The 15,909-nt window shown below is 39.3% G+C and carries 15 protein-coding genes; 3 read left to right on the forward strand and 12 right to left on the reverse strand.

Going from position 1 to position 15,909, the window contains the following annotated elements; genetic code table 11:
* Positions 1-966: 966 nt before the first annotated feature.
* Positions 967-1,248: a hypothetical protein gene (locus V7083_RS05890; protein WP_335476353.1), complete on the reverse strand. Its 282-nt coding sequence runs from the start codon at positions 1,246-1,248 to the stop codon at positions 967-969.
* An 81-nt stretch (positions 1,249-1,329) separates the two neighbouring features.
* A complete protein-coding gene (locus V7083_RS05895; RefSeq protein WP_335476354.1) occupies positions 1,330-2,280 on the reverse strand; it encodes a phosphotransferase family protein in 951 nt (316 codons plus the stop codon).
* Between the two features lie 170 nt (positions 2,281-2,450).
* Between V7083_RS05895 and V7083_RS05900 the strand changes: the two genes are divergently transcribed.
* Positions 2,451-2,576: a DUF4023 domain-containing protein gene (locus V7083_RS05900; RefSeq protein ID WP_335476356.1), complete on the forward strand. Its 126-nt coding sequence runs from the start codon at positions 2,451-2,453 to the stop codon at positions 2,574-2,576.
* A 54-nt stretch (positions 2,577-2,630) separates the two neighbouring features.
* On the opposite strand, the gene V7083_RS05905 is transcribed toward V7083_RS05900, so the two are convergent.
* The 9 genes from V7083_RS05905 to V7083_RS05945 all read right to left on the reverse strand — a co-directional run bounded on the left by V7083_RS05905 (position 2,631) and on the right by V7083_RS05945 (position 11,521).
* Positions 2,631-3,926, reverse strand: a complete 1,296-nt coding sequence (locus tag V7083_RS05905) for a L,D-transpeptidase family protein (RefSeq protein WP_335476358.1) — start codon at positions 3,924-3,926, stop codon at positions 2,631-2,633.
* 278 nt (positions 3,927-4,204) lie between these two features.
* Positions 4,205-5,158 carry an ABC transporter permease gene (locus tag V7083_RS05910; protein ID WP_335476360.1) on the reverse strand — a complete coding sequence of 318 codons (954 nt, stop codon included), beginning with the start codon at positions 5,156-5,158 and terminating at the stop codon, positions 4,205-4,207.
* On the reverse strand, positions 5,151-6,065 hold the full coding sequence (locus tag V7083_RS05915; RefSeq protein WP_335476362.1) for an ABC transporter ATP-binding protein: 915 nt from the start codon (positions 6,063-6,065) through the stop codon (positions 5,151-5,153). Before V7083_RS05915 ends, V7083_RS05910 begins: the two co-directional genes overlap by 8 nt.
* Positions 6,066-6,067: 2 nt before the next feature.
* Complete coding sequence (locus tag V7083_RS05920) at positions 6,068-6,775, reverse strand: ABC transporter ATP-binding protein (RefSeq protein WP_335476364.1); 708 nt, start codon at positions 6,773-6,775, stop codon at positions 6,068-6,070.
* The gene (locus V7083_RS05925) at positions 6,772-7,143 is read right to left on the reverse strand and encodes a GntR family transcriptional regulator (protein WP_335476366.1); all 372 of its coding nucleotides are present in this window, start codon (positions 7,141-7,143) and stop codon (positions 6,772-6,774) included. Before V7083_RS05925 ends, V7083_RS05920 begins: the two co-directional genes overlap by 4 nt.
* Before the next feature lie 4 nt (positions 7,144-7,147).
* On the reverse strand, positions 7,148-7,924 hold the full coding sequence (locus V7083_RS05930) for a hypothetical protein (protein ID WP_335476368.1): 777 nt from the start codon (positions 7,922-7,924) through the stop codon (positions 7,148-7,150).
* Positions 7,925-8,117: 193 nt separating this feature from the next.
* Positions 8,118-8,618: a preQ(1) synthase gene (gene queF / locus V7083_RS05935; protein WP_335476370.1), complete on the reverse strand. Its 501-nt coding sequence runs from the start codon at positions 8,616-8,618 to the stop codon at positions 8,118-8,120.
* Positions 8,619-8,869: 251 nt separating this feature from the next.
* A complete protein-coding gene (locus V7083_RS05940; protein WP_335476372.1) occupies positions 8,870-10,261 on the reverse strand; it encodes an aminotransferase family protein in 1,392 nt (463 codons plus the stop codon).
* Between the two features lie 21 nt (positions 10,262-10,282).
* A complete protein-coding gene (locus V7083_RS05945) occupies positions 10,283-11,521 on the reverse strand; it encodes a Zn-dependent hydrolase (protein ID WP_335476374.1) in 1,239 nt (412 codons plus the stop codon).
* Between the two features lie 180 nt (positions 11,522-11,701).
* Between V7083_RS05945 and V7083_RS05950 the strand changes: the two genes are divergently transcribed.
* Together V7083_RS05950 and V7083_RS05955 are read left to right on the forward strand one after the other, a co-directional pair.
* Positions 11,702-13,078, forward strand: a complete 1,377-nt coding sequence (locus V7083_RS05950; RefSeq protein ID WP_335476376.1) for a sigma-54 interaction domain-containing protein — start codon at positions 11,702-11,704, stop codon at positions 13,076-13,078.
* 155 nt (positions 13,079-13,233) lie between these two features.
* A complete protein-coding gene (locus V7083_RS05955) occupies positions 13,234-15,636 on the forward strand; it encodes a DUF4084 domain-containing protein (protein WP_335476378.1) in 2,403 nt (800 codons plus the stop codon).
* A gap of 43 nt (positions 15,637-15,679) precedes the next feature.
* Here V7083_RS05955 and V7083_RS05960 read toward each other — a convergent pair whose 3' ends face one another.
* Positions 15,680-15,859 carry a hypothetical protein gene (locus V7083_RS05960; protein ID WP_335476380.1) on the reverse strand — a complete coding sequence of 60 codons (180 nt, stop codon included), beginning with the start codon at positions 15,857-15,859 and terminating at the stop codon, positions 15,680-15,682.
* Between the last annotated feature and the right edge of the window lie 50 nt (positions 15,860-15,909).

Below are 15,909 nucleotides of genomic sequence, written 5' to 3' on the forward strand. Positions count from 1 at the left end.
TTTGAATTAAAAAAGGCCCTATTGAGTAGACGTGAAAAAGGTTGCGACGGGACAAATATTGCCATTTGGAACAGCTGTTCCAAATGCGGCCAAAAAATTTTAGAGTGAATTTAAGAAGGAAAAGCCGTCCTATGTTATAGGACGGCTTTTTACGTAGTTACTTAATAAATCCTTTTATTTATAAATCTTTTAATTTAAATTCTAAATGTTTAACAGGATAGTATATTACTGGTTTACATTACAAATAGGACCAGTATCAGCGTTGCTGTAATATATTAGAAAATAGCCTAAACCTTTGACGAACCGAGCGATTGAGGAAATCGTCTATAAATATACGAAGTCCTTTATTATAAAAGAATGGCCCCACATAAATTAAGCACACCTATGCTACAAACCAATGGAGATATTCCTTTGATTATGTAGCAGCTAGGTCATATTTCTTCAGATATTTCCTTGCTTTATATTATTACGACCAGAGAGAAAAGGCTAGAAAAGCTTCAGAGACATTAGATCAGCGGAGGAAGAAAGAACAATAATTCTTCGTAGGTCTATCAAGCTTTGTTAGAGGAATATATTTGAATCCAAATAGAATACCTTTCGGATTAAAAAATAGGGGGTGCTCTCGTTCACATTAGCGAGGTTAAAGCAGGGCTAAAATGTGACTATGTATTACCATATGCTTATTTGCACCCTTTAGTAGCAAAAAGGGCCTTAAAAGCAAGTTAACAGAGGGTAGATTATAATGAAAATAGACATACTTATTTCAAAAGTAATAAAATAATGAATTAAATTAAACCCTTGTTTATAAAACAAGGGTTGGTGCACATTGTTCCCTCCAAAGTTTGTTTCTACCCAAGGGTTATTTAAAAATGATATCATCAGTCAAGTATATATAAACTCATTTAAAGTATTTTGTTTAAGCAGGTGGTATAATCCCTAAGACTAAAAGAAGAAAAAGCACCAATCCTATAAACAGAAAAATTGAGGAAGAAATAAAAATTGGCCTCTTCTAAAAATGAAAGGTTCTCTTTTTTGAATAATCCCTGTTTGCCCACTTAATTGAGAAGAATGTAGATCGGCAATTTTTCCCCCACCCGTTGAAAAGAAAAACGAAAGAACAGCAAAAGCCAAACCTGTAAAAAACATTACCTCGATAAATCTTACTGTAAATTTTAACGCAATAAAATAAGTTATGATTGCTTCTAGGACAAAGGTTATTAGCATTATAATAACTTTTTTTATTTGCATAAATTAACCTATATACGGAAATTTTACCTATTAATATTATATTAGCAGATTATCAGAAATCATTCATTATAATTAAGCTAGTTAGCTTTTTGTATCAAATAAGATCTCCGTACATTGACGCAGATTTTCTATGGTTTCGGACAATTGAGTTTCAAGCTGCTTTTTTGACCATTTTGCCTCTTTGGCTTGCAGGTCCTTATTTATTAGCAGGATCATCCAGATGGAAAAAGCAGATGAGAATAGATAGTATTCCTGCTTAAATGTCTGGGGATCCACTTCCCATTCAACCTGTTCCAAATATAGATCCAAGATCAACTCTCGCAATGACCTGGACATTTGTTTCGGAAATGTCGGATGAGAGAGATCGATCATATGATATAAATCCCAATATGGGACATTTAAATGTGTATGCTCCCAATCTAACACTATGATTCTATCTCCTGCTATGGCAAAGTTGCCTAAATGCAAGTCCCCATGAGACAAAACCTGCCTCTTTGAAAATATGAAACTACTTAGCAAAGTAAAAATATAATGAACAGACTTTGCTTCCAGACCCAGGAAGGGAAGCATTTCAAAAAAATACTCTCTATTCGAGAGCACTTCTGCCGTTATTTCCTCAATTGGCGGTTTCAGTCCTTGTAATGCCATATCCTTATAATCCTCGGAAGGAAGGGAATGCCACCAAGCCATATATCTCGTAACACCCAATACACTTTCTTTATCAAACGTATGCGAAAGAGCGCCGAGATCTTCAAGAATCATCCAGCTGGACTCAGGGTGGTGATGGTTGGAGGAGGCAATGATCTTCGGAAAAATAGCTGGGAAGTTCGAGAGAATATGATCATGGACCCACACCTCTTTCCCGATTTGCTCATTATTGGTCAAAGGTTTAAAAATATATGATTGATCAGGATTAAGATAAAAGCGTTCAACAAACCTGCCATTCATCCCTTTATAAAGGCTTTCCCTTTTTAAAATTCGCTGCTCATTTAACGTTCCATCCTCAAGGATGATATCTTTTGGCAACCTCATCGTTTCACAACCTTTGTTCTTCATCATGATTATTTTTCACTATGACTATAATGTTTATCGGAGTATGTGGCAAATTATACAATTCATTTTTGATAAAAAATAAATTATTCCTTTACCATTCGGAGATAATAATCACTGATTACGGTTACAAAACAAGGAGGTTTATTTCAATGAAACAAGAAAGCACACATGAGTTTGTTGAAAAATTACATGATAAACAAGCAAAGGATAAAAAGAATAAAGAAAAGCAAGGCAGCAACGATCCCACCAATAAGCTGCCTACTGATTATCACTAATCAAAAAAGAAGCTATGAATTTGTGTTCATGGCTTCTTTTTTCCACAGATGATACTATTCTTTCACATGAATTTGACTGTCTAGCTGAGAGTTTGCCAGCATAACTGACCCTACATTCAAGTAGTACCAGCGATCCTGATATTCCAGCCACCCGGTTACCACTGATTCACTCCTGCCCAGAAAGTACCTTTTCCCTGATAAGGCTAACCAGCCTGACTTGAGTTCTGATGAATCTGATGTACCATTCAAATCGTGGATGGCTAAATTCATCACACCGTTCGAGTTAATGTAGTACCAGGTTCCTTTATCATTAATCCAACCCGTCTGCAAGTCTCCCAGCTGATCAAAATAGTACCATTGCGTATGTTCCTCCAGCCAGCCTGTTTTCATGATCCCACTTTGATCAAAGTAATATTTCTTGCCGCTATCATCAAGCCAGCCAAACTTCATAGCACCGTCACTTTCAAAATAATATTTCTTGCCTTCAAGCTCCAGCCAACCCGTTTTTAAGATCCCAGCTTGATCAAGATAAAATTTCTTACCACCAACCTCCAGCCATCCAATCACCATCGAACCGTCATTTCCTAGAAAATACTTACCCTCATTATTCTCCAACCAACCTATTTTCATGATGCCATTTTGATCAAGATAATATCTCTTACCACCCACATCAATCCATCCGGTTTGCATGACTCCTTTACTATCGAAATAGTACTTGTTGGAGGCGATGATTTGCCAGCCTGTTTTTGGCTTTCCATCCTCGTAATAATACTTTTTTCCATCGGCCACGCTCCAACCATCTGACACTCCATCCATCGAGCCATAAACAGGGACACTACCACCACTCACCGTAAAGCCATTTGCCAGGGCTATTGCCTCAAAGGACTTTTCAGAAAAAGTGATAATGACCGGTGTATTCATTTGGACCTGGCCGAATAACCAGCGAACCTCCGCATTATGCATGCGGACACACCCATGACTGATATACTTTCCAATGGAACTTTCATTATTATTTCCATGGATGGCATAGGTGTCTCCATTCGTACCCGCAGCGTTCAGCCCCAGCCATCGATCCCCCAAAGGATTGCGTGGACTTCCTCCCGGAATGTTCCCTGTATAGTAAGGACGATTTTTTATCATCGTCACAATTTTAAATAATCCTTCCGGAGTTAAACCCCTTGTTTTCCCGGTTGCTACTTTAAAAGTCCTGACTAAAGTCCCTCCACTATAAAAAGCAAGGGTATTGGTCTTTTTATTAATAATGATTAATTGGTTACTGCTGGCCTCCGTATGATCTGTATAGAAAAAAATGCCCATTATCAAAATCATGACTGCCGTTATCTTCTTCATTCTGATCTCCCCAAAGTGTGTAGTTATGAATAAAATAACACGGCAAATAGGAATATTTTGTCGCTCTTTCGTGCAGTAATAGTTAATTTTTCTTAATCATTCATCTATTATCGACACCTGTTTTTGATACATTTTTAGCTCTTATACAATAAGGCCCTTACAACGTATGCTAACACCTTGATTTACTAAACAAATAAAAAAACTGAACCCGCTTTGGAGTTCAGTTCCTAATAGATGGCACCTGATGACAGGAGACTTCAGAATTGCCTATTCGGTTTCTAAGCAGCTATATCACGCTTTGTGAACACCCCAAACGCCAAGAGTTGAAAGATGAGAAAGTAGATGAACAGCATGATAATTGAAAAGCCAACTGTCATCCCCTCGACCATTGGGGTTCCATCGATATATTGTGTTAGGTCCGTATTAGCAAATAAACTATATTTTGCCCAATCGTACCGCATTGCGATCAAGGAAGTGACCTGTCCCCCCATTAATAATAGGAAAATTGAAATACCTACTGCCAGCGAGCTGTTTCTAAATACAGCAGAAATCATAAACGCCATTGTCGTAATCATGAGGACACCAACAGATGACAAGAAATAGGTCTTGATTAAATAAACCAGCATATTTTGTTCAACGACACTGCCGTTGGCATAGGCAAGATGTACAGGATTGCTTTCTCCTGCTCCAAATAAAGTAAAGCCAAGTATGGCGGAACTCCCAAATAAGATGGTCATCATCAATACACCGAATAAAATCACCGTAAAATATTTAGATAAGAGGATTTTGTACCGCTTGATCGGACGAATCATTAGCAGCTTTATCGTCCCCCAGCCAAATTCACTTGACACGATCCCTGCCGCAACAATGATTGTAAATAAACCAGCAAATGTAATGAGCGACTTGTTGTCATTAATAAATGTCCAGCCGGTTGATTCTTGGTCAGGTTGAAGTTTATGATCTAAACGATATTGATTAATAGCAATTTGCCTTTTTAAACTTTTCTTATACGCTCCAGCTGTCGGGGGCAGTTCACTTAGTTCCTTTTGATCCTTGGCAATCTGCTGGTTAAGCTGCTGTTCCCACTGAGGATTCTGCGTTTTTCCTTTATCTTCAAAATACTTCGTTAAAATCCCTGATGCAATGATACTAAGAACAAGTAGCCCCATCATCACATAGGTGCCGGGTCTTTTAAATATTTTGATCCATTCATTAACAATAAGATTATGCATGGAGTTTCCCTCCCTGTTCCGTGACTTCTAAAAAGCGTTCTTCTAACGATTTGGCGATTGGCTTCACTTCGAAAATACAGATTCCTTTTTCCGCAAAAAACTGAATCATATTTGGGACATCTTCCTTACCCATCTCGATGACAATCCCATTCTTCATTTTTTCAAAGGATACATTCAGTTTTTTCAGTTTGGCTTGATCTGTTAGATTCACTTCAAAGAAGTATTTTGGTTTTGTTTCCTGGTTATATTCATGGACCTTTTGGATGTCAATGAGCTTTCCATGTTGAATAATCGCGATACGGTCACACATCATTTCCATTTCTGCTAATAGATGGCTGGAGACAATAACAGACATCCCTTTTTCCTTGGTTAATTTTTTCAAATGATCACGGATCTCTCTGATTCCAGCCGGATCGAGCCCGTTGGTTGGTTCATCGAGAATCATTACCTTTGGATCATGAAGCAGGCTTTGCGCCAATCCCAAGCGCTGCCGCATACCCAAAGAATAGGTCTTTACTTTATCATGAATACGTTCTTTTAAACCGACGAACTCTACGACTTCCTCTATTTTTTGCTTAGAAATTCCCTTTATCATCCTTGCATATTGCATCAAATTTTGATATCCGGTTAAAAATTTGTAAAGCTCCGGATTCTCAACAATCCCGCCAATATTCAGCAGTGCTTCCTCAAATTCCTTTTCTACATTCTTGCCGCAAATCAATATTTCGCCGGAGGTAATCCCCATAAGGCCAACCATCATCCGAATCGTTGTGGTTTTTCCAGCTCCATTTGGCCCTAAAAATCCGAATACTTCCCCCTCTTCAATGTTGAAGCTTAAATTATCGATGATTTTTTTCCCTTTTATCACTTTTGTTACATTTTTCAATTCCACAACAGGATTACTCATATTTATTTTCTCTCCCTTTCAGTCATGGTAGCTTTAAGCCACTCCAGAACAGATAACCCCTCTTCTTCTCTAAGATCTTCCACATTTTTCTGATCGATGATCGTCCCTTGCAAAATGACAATAGCTTCATCTAATAGCGGTTCAATTTCATCAATTTCATGCGTAGCAATAATCACAGTCTGCTCGTCAAAATCAATGTAGGAGACCAAACTTCTCACAATCGAATCGCGCACCATGGGGTCCAGTCCAGAAAACGGTTCATCAAGCAGCAAGACCCGAGCCTTCCTTGATAAGGCTAGAACCAGTTTCAATCTACCTCGATTTCCTTTGGACAATTGCTTTATTTTTCTTGCCGAATCTAGCTTCATATCCAGTAACAGCTGACCCGCTTTTTCCTTATCAAAATCTGGGAATTGTGAAGCATAATAATCCACCATGTTTCCCACTGTAAAGGTGGGATAAAACATATCCAGTTCCGTTAAATAAGCAACCTTGTCACTAATTTTTCTCGTTACTTCTTCACTGCTCACTTCCACTTTGCCGCTGTCTGGATAAACGAGTCCCGCAATCATTTTTAATGTCGTTGACTTGCCACTGCCATTGGGCCCAAGTAGCCCATAAATCTTTCCGGTCTCAAATGTCAGGGAAACATTTTTTAACGAAAAATCTTTCCCATACCGCTTAGAAACAGTCGTCAGTTTAACGGTCACCCTTGCTCCCCCCCAAAGTACTTCTGTAAACCCTGGATCATTTCCTCATGAGAAAAACCAAGCTCTTTCATGTTTTGTACAAAAGCGCCAATAATTTCAGTTTGCAGCTGTATCTTTACTACTTGGAGGACCTGTTCATTTTCTGTGACAAAGGTCCCCTGCCCCCGTTTTGTCTCCACGATTCCCATCCTCTCCATCTCACTATAGGTTCTTTGAATGGTGTTAGGGTTAACACCTGATTGAATGGCCATTTCCCGAACAGAAGGCAATTTATCACCTGCTTTCATCTCGCCACGAACAATTTGTGATGAAAGGTGCTCCGCTATTTGAATATAGATAGGTTTTGATGCTTGAAAGTCTTTTGCCATCGTCCTACACCTCAACTTTTCTGTCGAGTAACCAACAAGAAACAAGGAATAGACTGAATGCAAGGAGTATATAGATCAAAAACCCAAGTACCGGGATATCTGCCGCATTCAGATAGATCTCCCAACTGCCTTGTTTATGCTGAAAATTTGTGCCTGCCAGGACTGGTATCGTCCATTTATTTACGATCTCTTTAAGAACCCCAATCTTTCCCAATAGTGTAGAAATTGTATTATAGAGGAAAAAGATCACTACAAGGACGAGCCAGCGCCAACTTTTAATCGCCGGGAATTTCCCCAAAGAGTGAAAGACAGTCCAATAAAACATTGCCCAGCAAGATACATATACACTTATCAACAGAAGCCCGGCATTGAATACCAGCATTCCCGAAAACAAGTCGGATGCGTTAATATGAATTTGATTTTTATAGAATTCATAAATCGCCAGACCGACTGCCGTTAAATATACCTGGGCAGCTAATTGATAGAAAAATCCGACCGTCAGTTTCGATAAGAACAGCACTTTACTGCTTTGTGGATTATGAAGCCATAATTGTGTCTTTCCTTCAAGACGCAGCATGGACAATAACATCCCCGGCAGAAAAAAGGCATGAAACAGAAGCAGTATAACGACAGCAATTGGTAGAAAGACAAGTGGAGCATCAAAATACAGCTCGAGAGCCCATGGGATAAACAAAAACATCGAAATAAAAATCAGCCAAATAATAAACCAAAGCTTGGAAATGGCGAAATCCTTCTTTACCAACCCTTGAAAAGCAAACATCTATTTAAGCCTCCTAAACAATCATGTATTAGTGTTCTAATCAAATAGTACACTAATACAAGGATACGCGTCAATATGTTTTTACAACTATTTCCACTTAATCCAACTAACAGCGGCCAAGTAACAAGATCAATCAATACCTATGCAAAAAAACCCCCTTGGTTCAAAACCAAAGGGGGACACTTTACTCATATTAACGGTTATCCACTTTTTCAGGATAAAGGTCGTGATTCATTAACCGGAACTGTGCCATTTCTTCAAACTTTGTTCCCGGCTTGCCATAATTGCACCAAGGATCGATGGAAATGCCGCCGCGCGGTGTGAATTTACCCCAAATCTCAATATATCGGGGATCCAGCAGCTTTATTAAATCGTTCATGATAATATTCACGCAATCCTCATGGAAATCACCATGGTTTCTAAAGCTAAATAAATATAATTTAAGGGATTTGCTCTCAACAATTTTTTTATCAGGAATATAGGAAATATAAATGGTGGCAAAATCAGGTTGACGAGTCAACGGACATAAACTTGTAAACTCCGGACAGTTGAATTTGACAAAATAATCGCGGTCGACATGAAGATTATCAACTGCCTCCAAAACCTCCGGTGCATAATCAAATGAATAGGCAGTGCCCTGATTCCCTAATAGTGTTAAATCCTGTAATCCTTGCTCATTGGTACGTCCAGACATAAAAAAAACCTCCTGTAAGATGGGATTCCAACCTTTACAGGAGAGGTCTCGTGGAAACTAAAGATTTAACATAAAAAAGCCATATCCGATATGGACATGGCTTTAATCGTCATGAATCCATAGTTTTTTATAGAGGGTATCCGCTATGAACCTCTCCCGTTTCAGTAACGAGTATGCAATTTCTCTTCCCATATCATATAAGAGAGTGGGAGAAACGTCAAAGGGAATTTTTTACTAGTTATAACCGTTTTCTACAGCTTTTTCAAAAAAGCAGCCAAGGAGTCGTCGACAATAGCGATCATTTTTTCAATCTCTTCTTTTTGAATAATTAATGGCGGGGCAATGGCCACGATATTCATTCCAGATTCGAAGTTGAACGGTCTAATTAATAGCCCCCGCTGGTAGCATTCATCCACTACGGTCACCGCGGCATTCACGTCATCAGCAAACGGGACATTTCCTTCTGGGCTTTTCATTAAATCAAATCCTGACAATAGGCCCTTCACTCTTCTCTTGGTGAGGTACTCATATTTGTCCTCTAAATAAGCAAGACCCCGCTCTAGTTCTTGCCCCATGGTAGCGGCATTTTTCACCAGGCCGTCCCGCTCGAGGATTTCAATATTCTTCAATCCAACTGCACAGGCTGTTGGGTGACCGCTATAGGTGAATCCGTGGGCAAGCATCCCATCGTATTGAGCAAAGGCATCTCTTATATGTTCACGCATCACAACGCCACCAAGCTGAGCGTACCCACTGGTGATCCCTTTGGCAATGGACATAAAGTCAGGTACAATTTCCCAATGATTGACACCGAACATTTCCCCGGTTCTTCCAAACCCGCAGATCACTTCATCCGCAATCAAGTGGATTTGGTATTCATCACAAAGCTGCCTCACTGCTTGAAGATATCCATCAGGAGGAATATGCACACCACCAGCGCCCTGGATTGGCTCAACAATGACTGCAGCAATCTTGTCTGCTCCTACCTTTTCAATAATGCCGCGAATACTGCCTTCAAATTCTGGATGCCCGCTGTCGCCGAGTTCACAATCAGTTTGATGGGCCTTCGCATTGATCATGTCAGGTTCCATGGAGCCTGAGAAGTCCCGGTACACATCAATTCCAGTTGCCCGTTGTGCTGCGATGGTCACACCATGATAGCCTCTTCGCAATGAAATGATTTTTCTCTTCTCAGTATAACCCTGTAATTGCCAGTAAAATCTTGATAACTTGAATGCCGTATCATTTGATTCTGACCCACCTGAGGTAAAGAAAACGGTATTTAAATCCCCAGGTGTGAGGGCGGCTATTTTTCCAGCCAATCTTACGGTTGGTTCATTGGCATAGCCATAAAAGGCAGATGAATAGGCCACTTTGGTCATTTGTTCATAGGCTGCCTCTGCTAATTCCTTATTGCCATGCCCTAGATTGACATTCCATAGCATGGACACACCATCGATGTATGTTTTCCCGCTTATATCGTTAAGATAAATTCCGTTACCTTCTGTAAAAATCAATTTTGGACCAAATTGTGCTTGTGTTTTTGGATTGGTTGACGGGTGAAGCATGTGCTTCCGGTCAAGTATAGAAATTTCACTAGCCAATGCTTGTACACCTTTATGTTCAACTAGATTTTGAGACATGATTAATCACTCCTTATAGTTTCATTTTTTCATTGATAATTTATATAAAACATGTAAAAGTACATTTGCGCCTTTTTCGATGTCATCTTCTAATGTAAGTTCGTTTTCGTTATGGCTGATTCCTTTTACACTGGGGACGAAAATCATTCCGCTCGGTGCCATTTTTGATATATATTTCGCATCATGCCCTGGGCCGCTGAATAGCCTCATCGCAGAGTAACCTCTGTTTTCACAAGCCTCCGCAACAGCATCCATGACCTCCGAAGAAAATTCAATAGCGTCAGAATCCCAATTAACTGTAATCATGACATCCACGTTATTCAACAGGGCAATAGTGCTTAGTTGTTCTTTTAAGCTCTCGATTGCATTGGATCGGATATCATTGTCTTTGTGACGAATGTCAATTGTAAACTCTACTTGCCCAGGGATGACATTGGCTATATTGGGTTTCACATCTAGCCTTCCCACTGTAATCTTCAAACCATCAATTTCTTTTGTTAATTCATGCAGCTTTGAAATCATCTTTGCTGTTGGGACAAGGGCATCCCTGCGGTGTTCCATCGGTGTCGGCCCGGCATGATTGGTCTCGCCCGTCACCGTCACCGTTAACCAGCTCATCCCCTGGATTCCTTCAACAATCCCAATTGTTTTTCGTTCTTTTTCCAAAATAGGTCCCTGCTCCACGTGCAGTTCCAGATAGTTTTTCACATTCTTTAAACGATGCTTTCTCTCGCCTAAATAATTAATCTTTTGTAAGGCATTTTCATAGCTTACTTGATTATTGTCCTTTATGTTATAAATAAACTCCTTTGTAAATACTCCAGCCACTCCCCCTGATCCCAGCATAGGCGGAGTAAAACGAGCGCCTTCTTCATTAGTAAAGTTAATAATTTCAATAGGATAATCAGTTTCAAGCTGCTGTTCATTTAAGACCCTGATGGCCTCTAATGCACTTAACACCCCAAGAATCCCATCAAAACGGCCGCCACATGGCTGGGTATCAAGATGGGAGCCAACCGCTACAACCGGGCCATCCTTCAATTTTCCCTTTCTTCTCCCATAAATATTGCCAAAATCATCAATCCCGACCTCTAGACCGGCCTGCCCCATCCATTCAACAAGTCGATCCCTCATCTGTTGATCCTCTTGGGTTAACGCTAAACGGTTTAATCCACCATTTTCTGTCGCTCCAATCGAAGCACTTACTTCAATGGTCTTTAGCAGTCGTTGTCTATTTACCCCAAGCATCATCGTTTGCATAACCATCCCCCCTTCACTAACCTATATTGCAAATTCCATGCCAATCTTTAAAAACCAAGACAGTTTAAGCTAAATTTGCATTATAGTCAGAAAATTATTAATATATAGTTAAAGAATGAATCGTTTTCGATGCAAATCGAGTCAATTCTGACTCAATTTAACTTGAAAGAGGTAAATGATGTGAAAAAGAAGTTTTATGAGGATGAGCATTTTTCCCGTGTTTTCAATCATTTAAAGGATGGTATTTTTATTGCGGACAATAACGGAACTGCCCTTTGGATTAACGATACCAGTTCAAAACAAATGGGCGCGCCACGTTCAAAGGTCATCGGCAGGAATGTCATCGATCTAGAGAAGGCTGGCTTGTTTAATCCATCCGTAACGAAAATGGTCATAGAAAAAAAGGAGACTGTCACGATTGTCCAAACCTCCAAAAACCGACAGTATTTAGCAACTGGATATTTAATTGAAATCGCTGAGGAAGGAACCAAATATATTTTAGTCCACGTAAAGGATATAACAGAAACAGTCAGAGCATCCTTAAAGCTGGAAAAAGCAGAGGCATTGCTCCAAAAATACTGGGATGAATTGCAGAAAATAAAAAGCAGACAGTCAGGATCAGAGAAACCTGTCATCGGGAAAAGTAAAAAGCACGAAGAGATGCTTGATTTAATCAACAGAGTTGCCACAGTGGACGCCACGATTCTATTAAATGGGGAAACCGGTGTTGGAAAAAGCTTAGTTGCCTCTGAGATTCATAAACGCAGCAACCGTGCTGATCAGCCATTTGTACAAATCAATTGTAGTGCCATACCGGAAAACCTTTTAGAATCTGAGCTATTTGGCTATAAAAAAGGAGCCTTTACTGGAGCAAATAGCAACGGAAAAGTAGGAATAGTGGAGAAAGCCCATGGAGGAACGCTTTTTTTAGATGAAATAGCTGAATTGCCGATCACCCTTCAGCCAAAGTTGCTTCAATTAGTCCAGGAAAAGTCCTTTATACCTGTTGGGGGCACGAATATAAAGAAGGTCGATGTTCGGATTATCGCCGCAACCAACCAGAACCTGCTGGAAATGGTTCAAAAAAGACGGTTTAGGGAGGATTTATACTATCGGCTCAATGTTGTTTCCATTCAAATTCCTCCCTTAAGAGAGCGAAAAGATGACATACTCCCACTGGTCTACCACTATTTCGAGCAATTTAAGTTAAAATACGGAAAAACCTCCACTCTAAGCACAGAATTACTTGAATATCTTCAGGAATATAGCTGGCCTGGAAATATTCGTGAGTTGGAGAATATGATGGAACGCTTAGTGGTAACTGCCCGGTCCAATAGTATTGAAATTACTGACCTTTCCAATAAAGTGATCCAAGAAGTGCAGCAACGGAGCCATTCCATTATCAATGGTCAAAGCTTATCAGACTATCTGGAGGGGATTGAAAAGAAGATGATTCAAGATGCCTTACAGGAACATAAATCAACAAGAAAGGCAGCACACGCGTTAGGAATCACCCAATCTTCGCTGATGAGGAGAATTAGGAAATTTAATCTATAAATATAGTATTCATCTTATATAACGTAGTAATGATTCGAATTCGGTTCACTCACGGAGAAAAGCAAAAATTAATATATTTAAATATTTTTCTACAGCTATCAATGATAGAATAGTAGCTAAATATTACTGGATTGAACCGCTAGAGGAGTCATAATATGGATTGCATCAAACAAAAAAGGATATTGTTTTACTTAACTCCTTTATATATCTTGGGATATTACTTTTGGATCTACTATTGGAAAAATGATGAATGGATCAAGACTTTCGGAGGGAATCTTTTCTCGATATTCGCTCCGCTGATTGCCTTTGTTTTATTACTTCAGGCTTCAAGGAAAATGAAAAAAGTAGATAAAGTTTTTTGGTTCCTTATTTCTCTTGGATGCTTAAGTTATTCGATCTCAGAGACCCTTTGGTTTTTTATTGAGAGTATCCAGAAGAAGGAAGTCCCTTTTCCGGGGTGGACGGACTTATTTTATATAGTGCAAACTGTTTTTTTCATGTCCGCCTTTATTTATAAAATTATTAAAACGGGGAAAGGATTGCATTTAATTAAATTCGCATTTGATACCTGTATCATTATGACAGTTGCCATTACCTTTAGTTGGCACTTTATTATGCACGGGATTATTTTTCAAAGCAACACAACTCCATTTTCTATGATGGTGTCAGTAAGTTATCCGATTGGGGATTTAATCCTTTTATTTGGCGCTATAAGCTTTTATTTTGGTTCTGAAAGTTTTTTTCCATCAAAGGTTATCAATTATATTCTGATAAGCTTAATTATTCAGGCCCTTGCCGACTCAGCTTTTCTATATTTAACTGCAGATAACATTTATTTTTCCGGAAGTCTGCTTGATCCTTTATGGTCGCTAGGATTTCTATTAATGGCGATTTCGGGTACATATGCAAGGGAAAGATATGGACAGAAGAATTTAATGAAAAGGACAAAACGCATCTCGTTAAAGGATATCCTTTCAATACGATTATTGCTGCCTTATTTAAGTGTATGTCTATTATTTTTGGTGATGGTCCTGCAAAATAAAAGCTATAACAGTTTGATGATCGGTTCGGCTGTTGCTATTTCCCTAGTGATTTTACGTCAAATCTTTACTCTACTGGAGAATAATTCCCTAATTTCCCAGTATCACAATCTTACAGAAGAATTAGAGCAGAAGATTTCAGAAAGAACCGAAGAACTGACGGTAAAAAATCAGCAGCTTGAGGATGTCGTCCAAAAAATGAGACATATGGCCTTTCATGATGTACTAAGCGGTCTGCCAAATAGAAGGCTGTTTCTTGAAAAATTGGAGCAAGCTATTGATGCTGCTGAACAGCATGGAAATTGTCTGGCCGTTGTGTTTATCGATATAGACCGATTTAAAAATATTAATGACACACTTGGACATGAATTTGGTGATTTATTAGTAAAATATGTTTCTAAGCAAATGGCCCAAAGTTTACGTAGTACTGATACTCTATCCCGACAAGGTGGCGATGAGTTCACAATATTGCTAGATAATATTCATAAAAAAGAAGATGTCATTCCCATCCTTCAAAAATTACAGTCCGTGGTGGCAATGCCCATTACCATTAAGGAAAAGGAATTGCATATTTCCCTGAGTATTGGTGTTGCCTTTTATCCTAAAGATGGAAGAACAACTGAAGAGCTTTTGAAAAATGCTGATATGGCCATGTATCGTGCAAAAGAAGATGGAAGAAACAACTTCAAATTCTTTTCTAAGGATATGAATCTGCAAGTATCGCGAAAAATGACATTAGAAAACGGCTTACGCAGCGCGATTAAAAATGATGAGTTTATCATTTATTATCAACCGCAAGTCGATATTCAAACCGGTAAAGTGGTCGGCGTTGAGTCGCTTATCCGCTGGAACACCCGTGAAGCCGGGATGGTTCCACCAGGGGAGTTTATTTCAGTGGCAGAGGAAACACATTTGATTATCCCCATGGGGGAATGGGTGCTTTATACAGCCTGTAAGCAGGCGAAAGCTTGGCACGATGCCGGAAATAACCAGTTAAAGCTGGCTGTCAATTTGTCACCCCTTCAATTCGTACATGAAGACCTAGTTAAAATGGTCGCCCATGTTCTGGATGAGACCGGATTTAATCCGAAGTTTTTAGAATTGGAGATTACGGAAGGCGTTGCCCTAAATGATGCGGAGGAAGCCATTGATAAAATGCAGGATTTAAGGAATTTAGGCGTGCGGATTTCGATTGATGATTTTGGAACAGGGTACTCCTCGTTTATTTATTTAAAAAGATTTCCAATTAACACCTTAAAAATTGCCCAGCCTTTTGTGCATGATCTAATCAGCAAACATTCTAATAAGGCACTTGTGGAGACCATCGTTTCCTTGGCTCATAGTTTAGGACTAACGGTCATCGCTGAAGGGGTAGAAACACATGAACAGCTTGTTTCTCTAAAGGAAATGCATTGTGATGAGGTTCAAGGATATTATTACAGCAAGCCGTTAACAGTTATGCAATTCACTTCTATGATTGAAAATCAAGCAAAGGAAATTCCGTTAAACGTCTTTTAATAAAAACACGCGGTCTCGTTTTTTCGAACCGCGTGTTTTACGTTTATATTTTAAACTTTCCAACCATTTCTTGTAATTCTTCTGCCATTTTGGATGAATATACGGCGGATGAAGTGATTTCTCCCATGGCTATTTGTTGCTCTTGGGCTGCAGTTGATACCTCACGTGTTCCGGATGCTGCTACTTCTCCAATTTGCGCAATGACCTTCATGGATTGGTTCATCTGTTCAGAACCCGCGGCCATTTCTTGGACGGCAGCGGATACTTCATGAA

It is taken from the genome of Bacillus sp. JJ1764 (genome assembly GCF_036962145.1).
Lineage (GTDB): Bacteria > Bacillota > Bacilli > Bacillales > Cytobacillaceae > Neobacillus.

Bases quoted from the DNA above. Each gene is read 5' to 3' on its own strand.
- V7083_RS05890 (WP_335476353.1), bottom strand. From the start codon at position 1,248: ATGCAAATAAAAAAAGTTATTATAATGCTAATAACCTTTGTCCTAGAA.
- V7083_RS05895 (WP_335476354.1), bottom strand. From the start codon at position 2,280: ATGAGGTTGCCAAAAGATATCATCCTTGAGGATGGAACGTTAAATGAG.
- V7083_RS05900 (WP_335476356.1), top strand. From the start codon at position 2,451: ATGAAACAAGAAAGCACACATGAGTTTGTTGAAAAATTACATGATAAA.
- V7083_RS05905 (WP_335476358.1), bottom strand. From the start codon at position 3,926: ATGAAGAAGATAACGGCAGTCATGATTTTGATAATGGGCATTTTTTTC.
- V7083_RS05910 (WP_335476360.1), bottom strand. From the start codon at position 5,158: ATGCATAATCTTATTGTTAATGAATGGATCAAAATATTTAAAAGACCC.
- V7083_RS05915 (WP_335476362.1), bottom strand. From the start codon at position 6,065: ATGAGTAATCCTGTTGTGGAATTGAAAAATGTAACAAAAGTGATAAAA.
- V7083_RS05925 (WP_335476366.1), bottom strand. From the start codon at position 7,143: ATGGCAAAAGACTTTCAAGCATCAAAACCTATCTATATTCAAATAGCG.
- V7083_RS05930 (WP_335476368.1), bottom strand. From the start codon at position 7,924: ATGTTTGCTTTTCAAGGGTTGGTAAAGAAGGATTTCGCCATTTCCAAG.
- queF (WP_335476370.1), bottom strand. From the start codon at position 8,618: ATGTCTGGACGTACCAATGAGCAAGGATTACAGGATTTAACACTATTA.
- V7083_RS05940 (WP_335476372.1), bottom strand. From the start codon at position 10,261: ATGTCTCAAAATCTAGTTGAACATAAAGGTGTACAAGCATTGGCTAGT.
- V7083_RS05945 (WP_335476374.1), bottom strand. From the start codon at position 11,521: ATGCAAACGATGATGCTTGGGGTAAATAGACAACGACTGCTAAAGACC.
- V7083_RS05955 (WP_335476378.1), top strand. From the start codon at position 13,234: ATGGATTGCATCAAACAAAAAAGGATATTGTTTTACTTAACTCCTTTA.
- V7083_RS05960 (WP_335476380.1), bottom strand. From the start codon at position 15,859: ATGAACCAATCCATGAAGGTCATTGCGCAAATTGGAGAAGTAGCAGCA.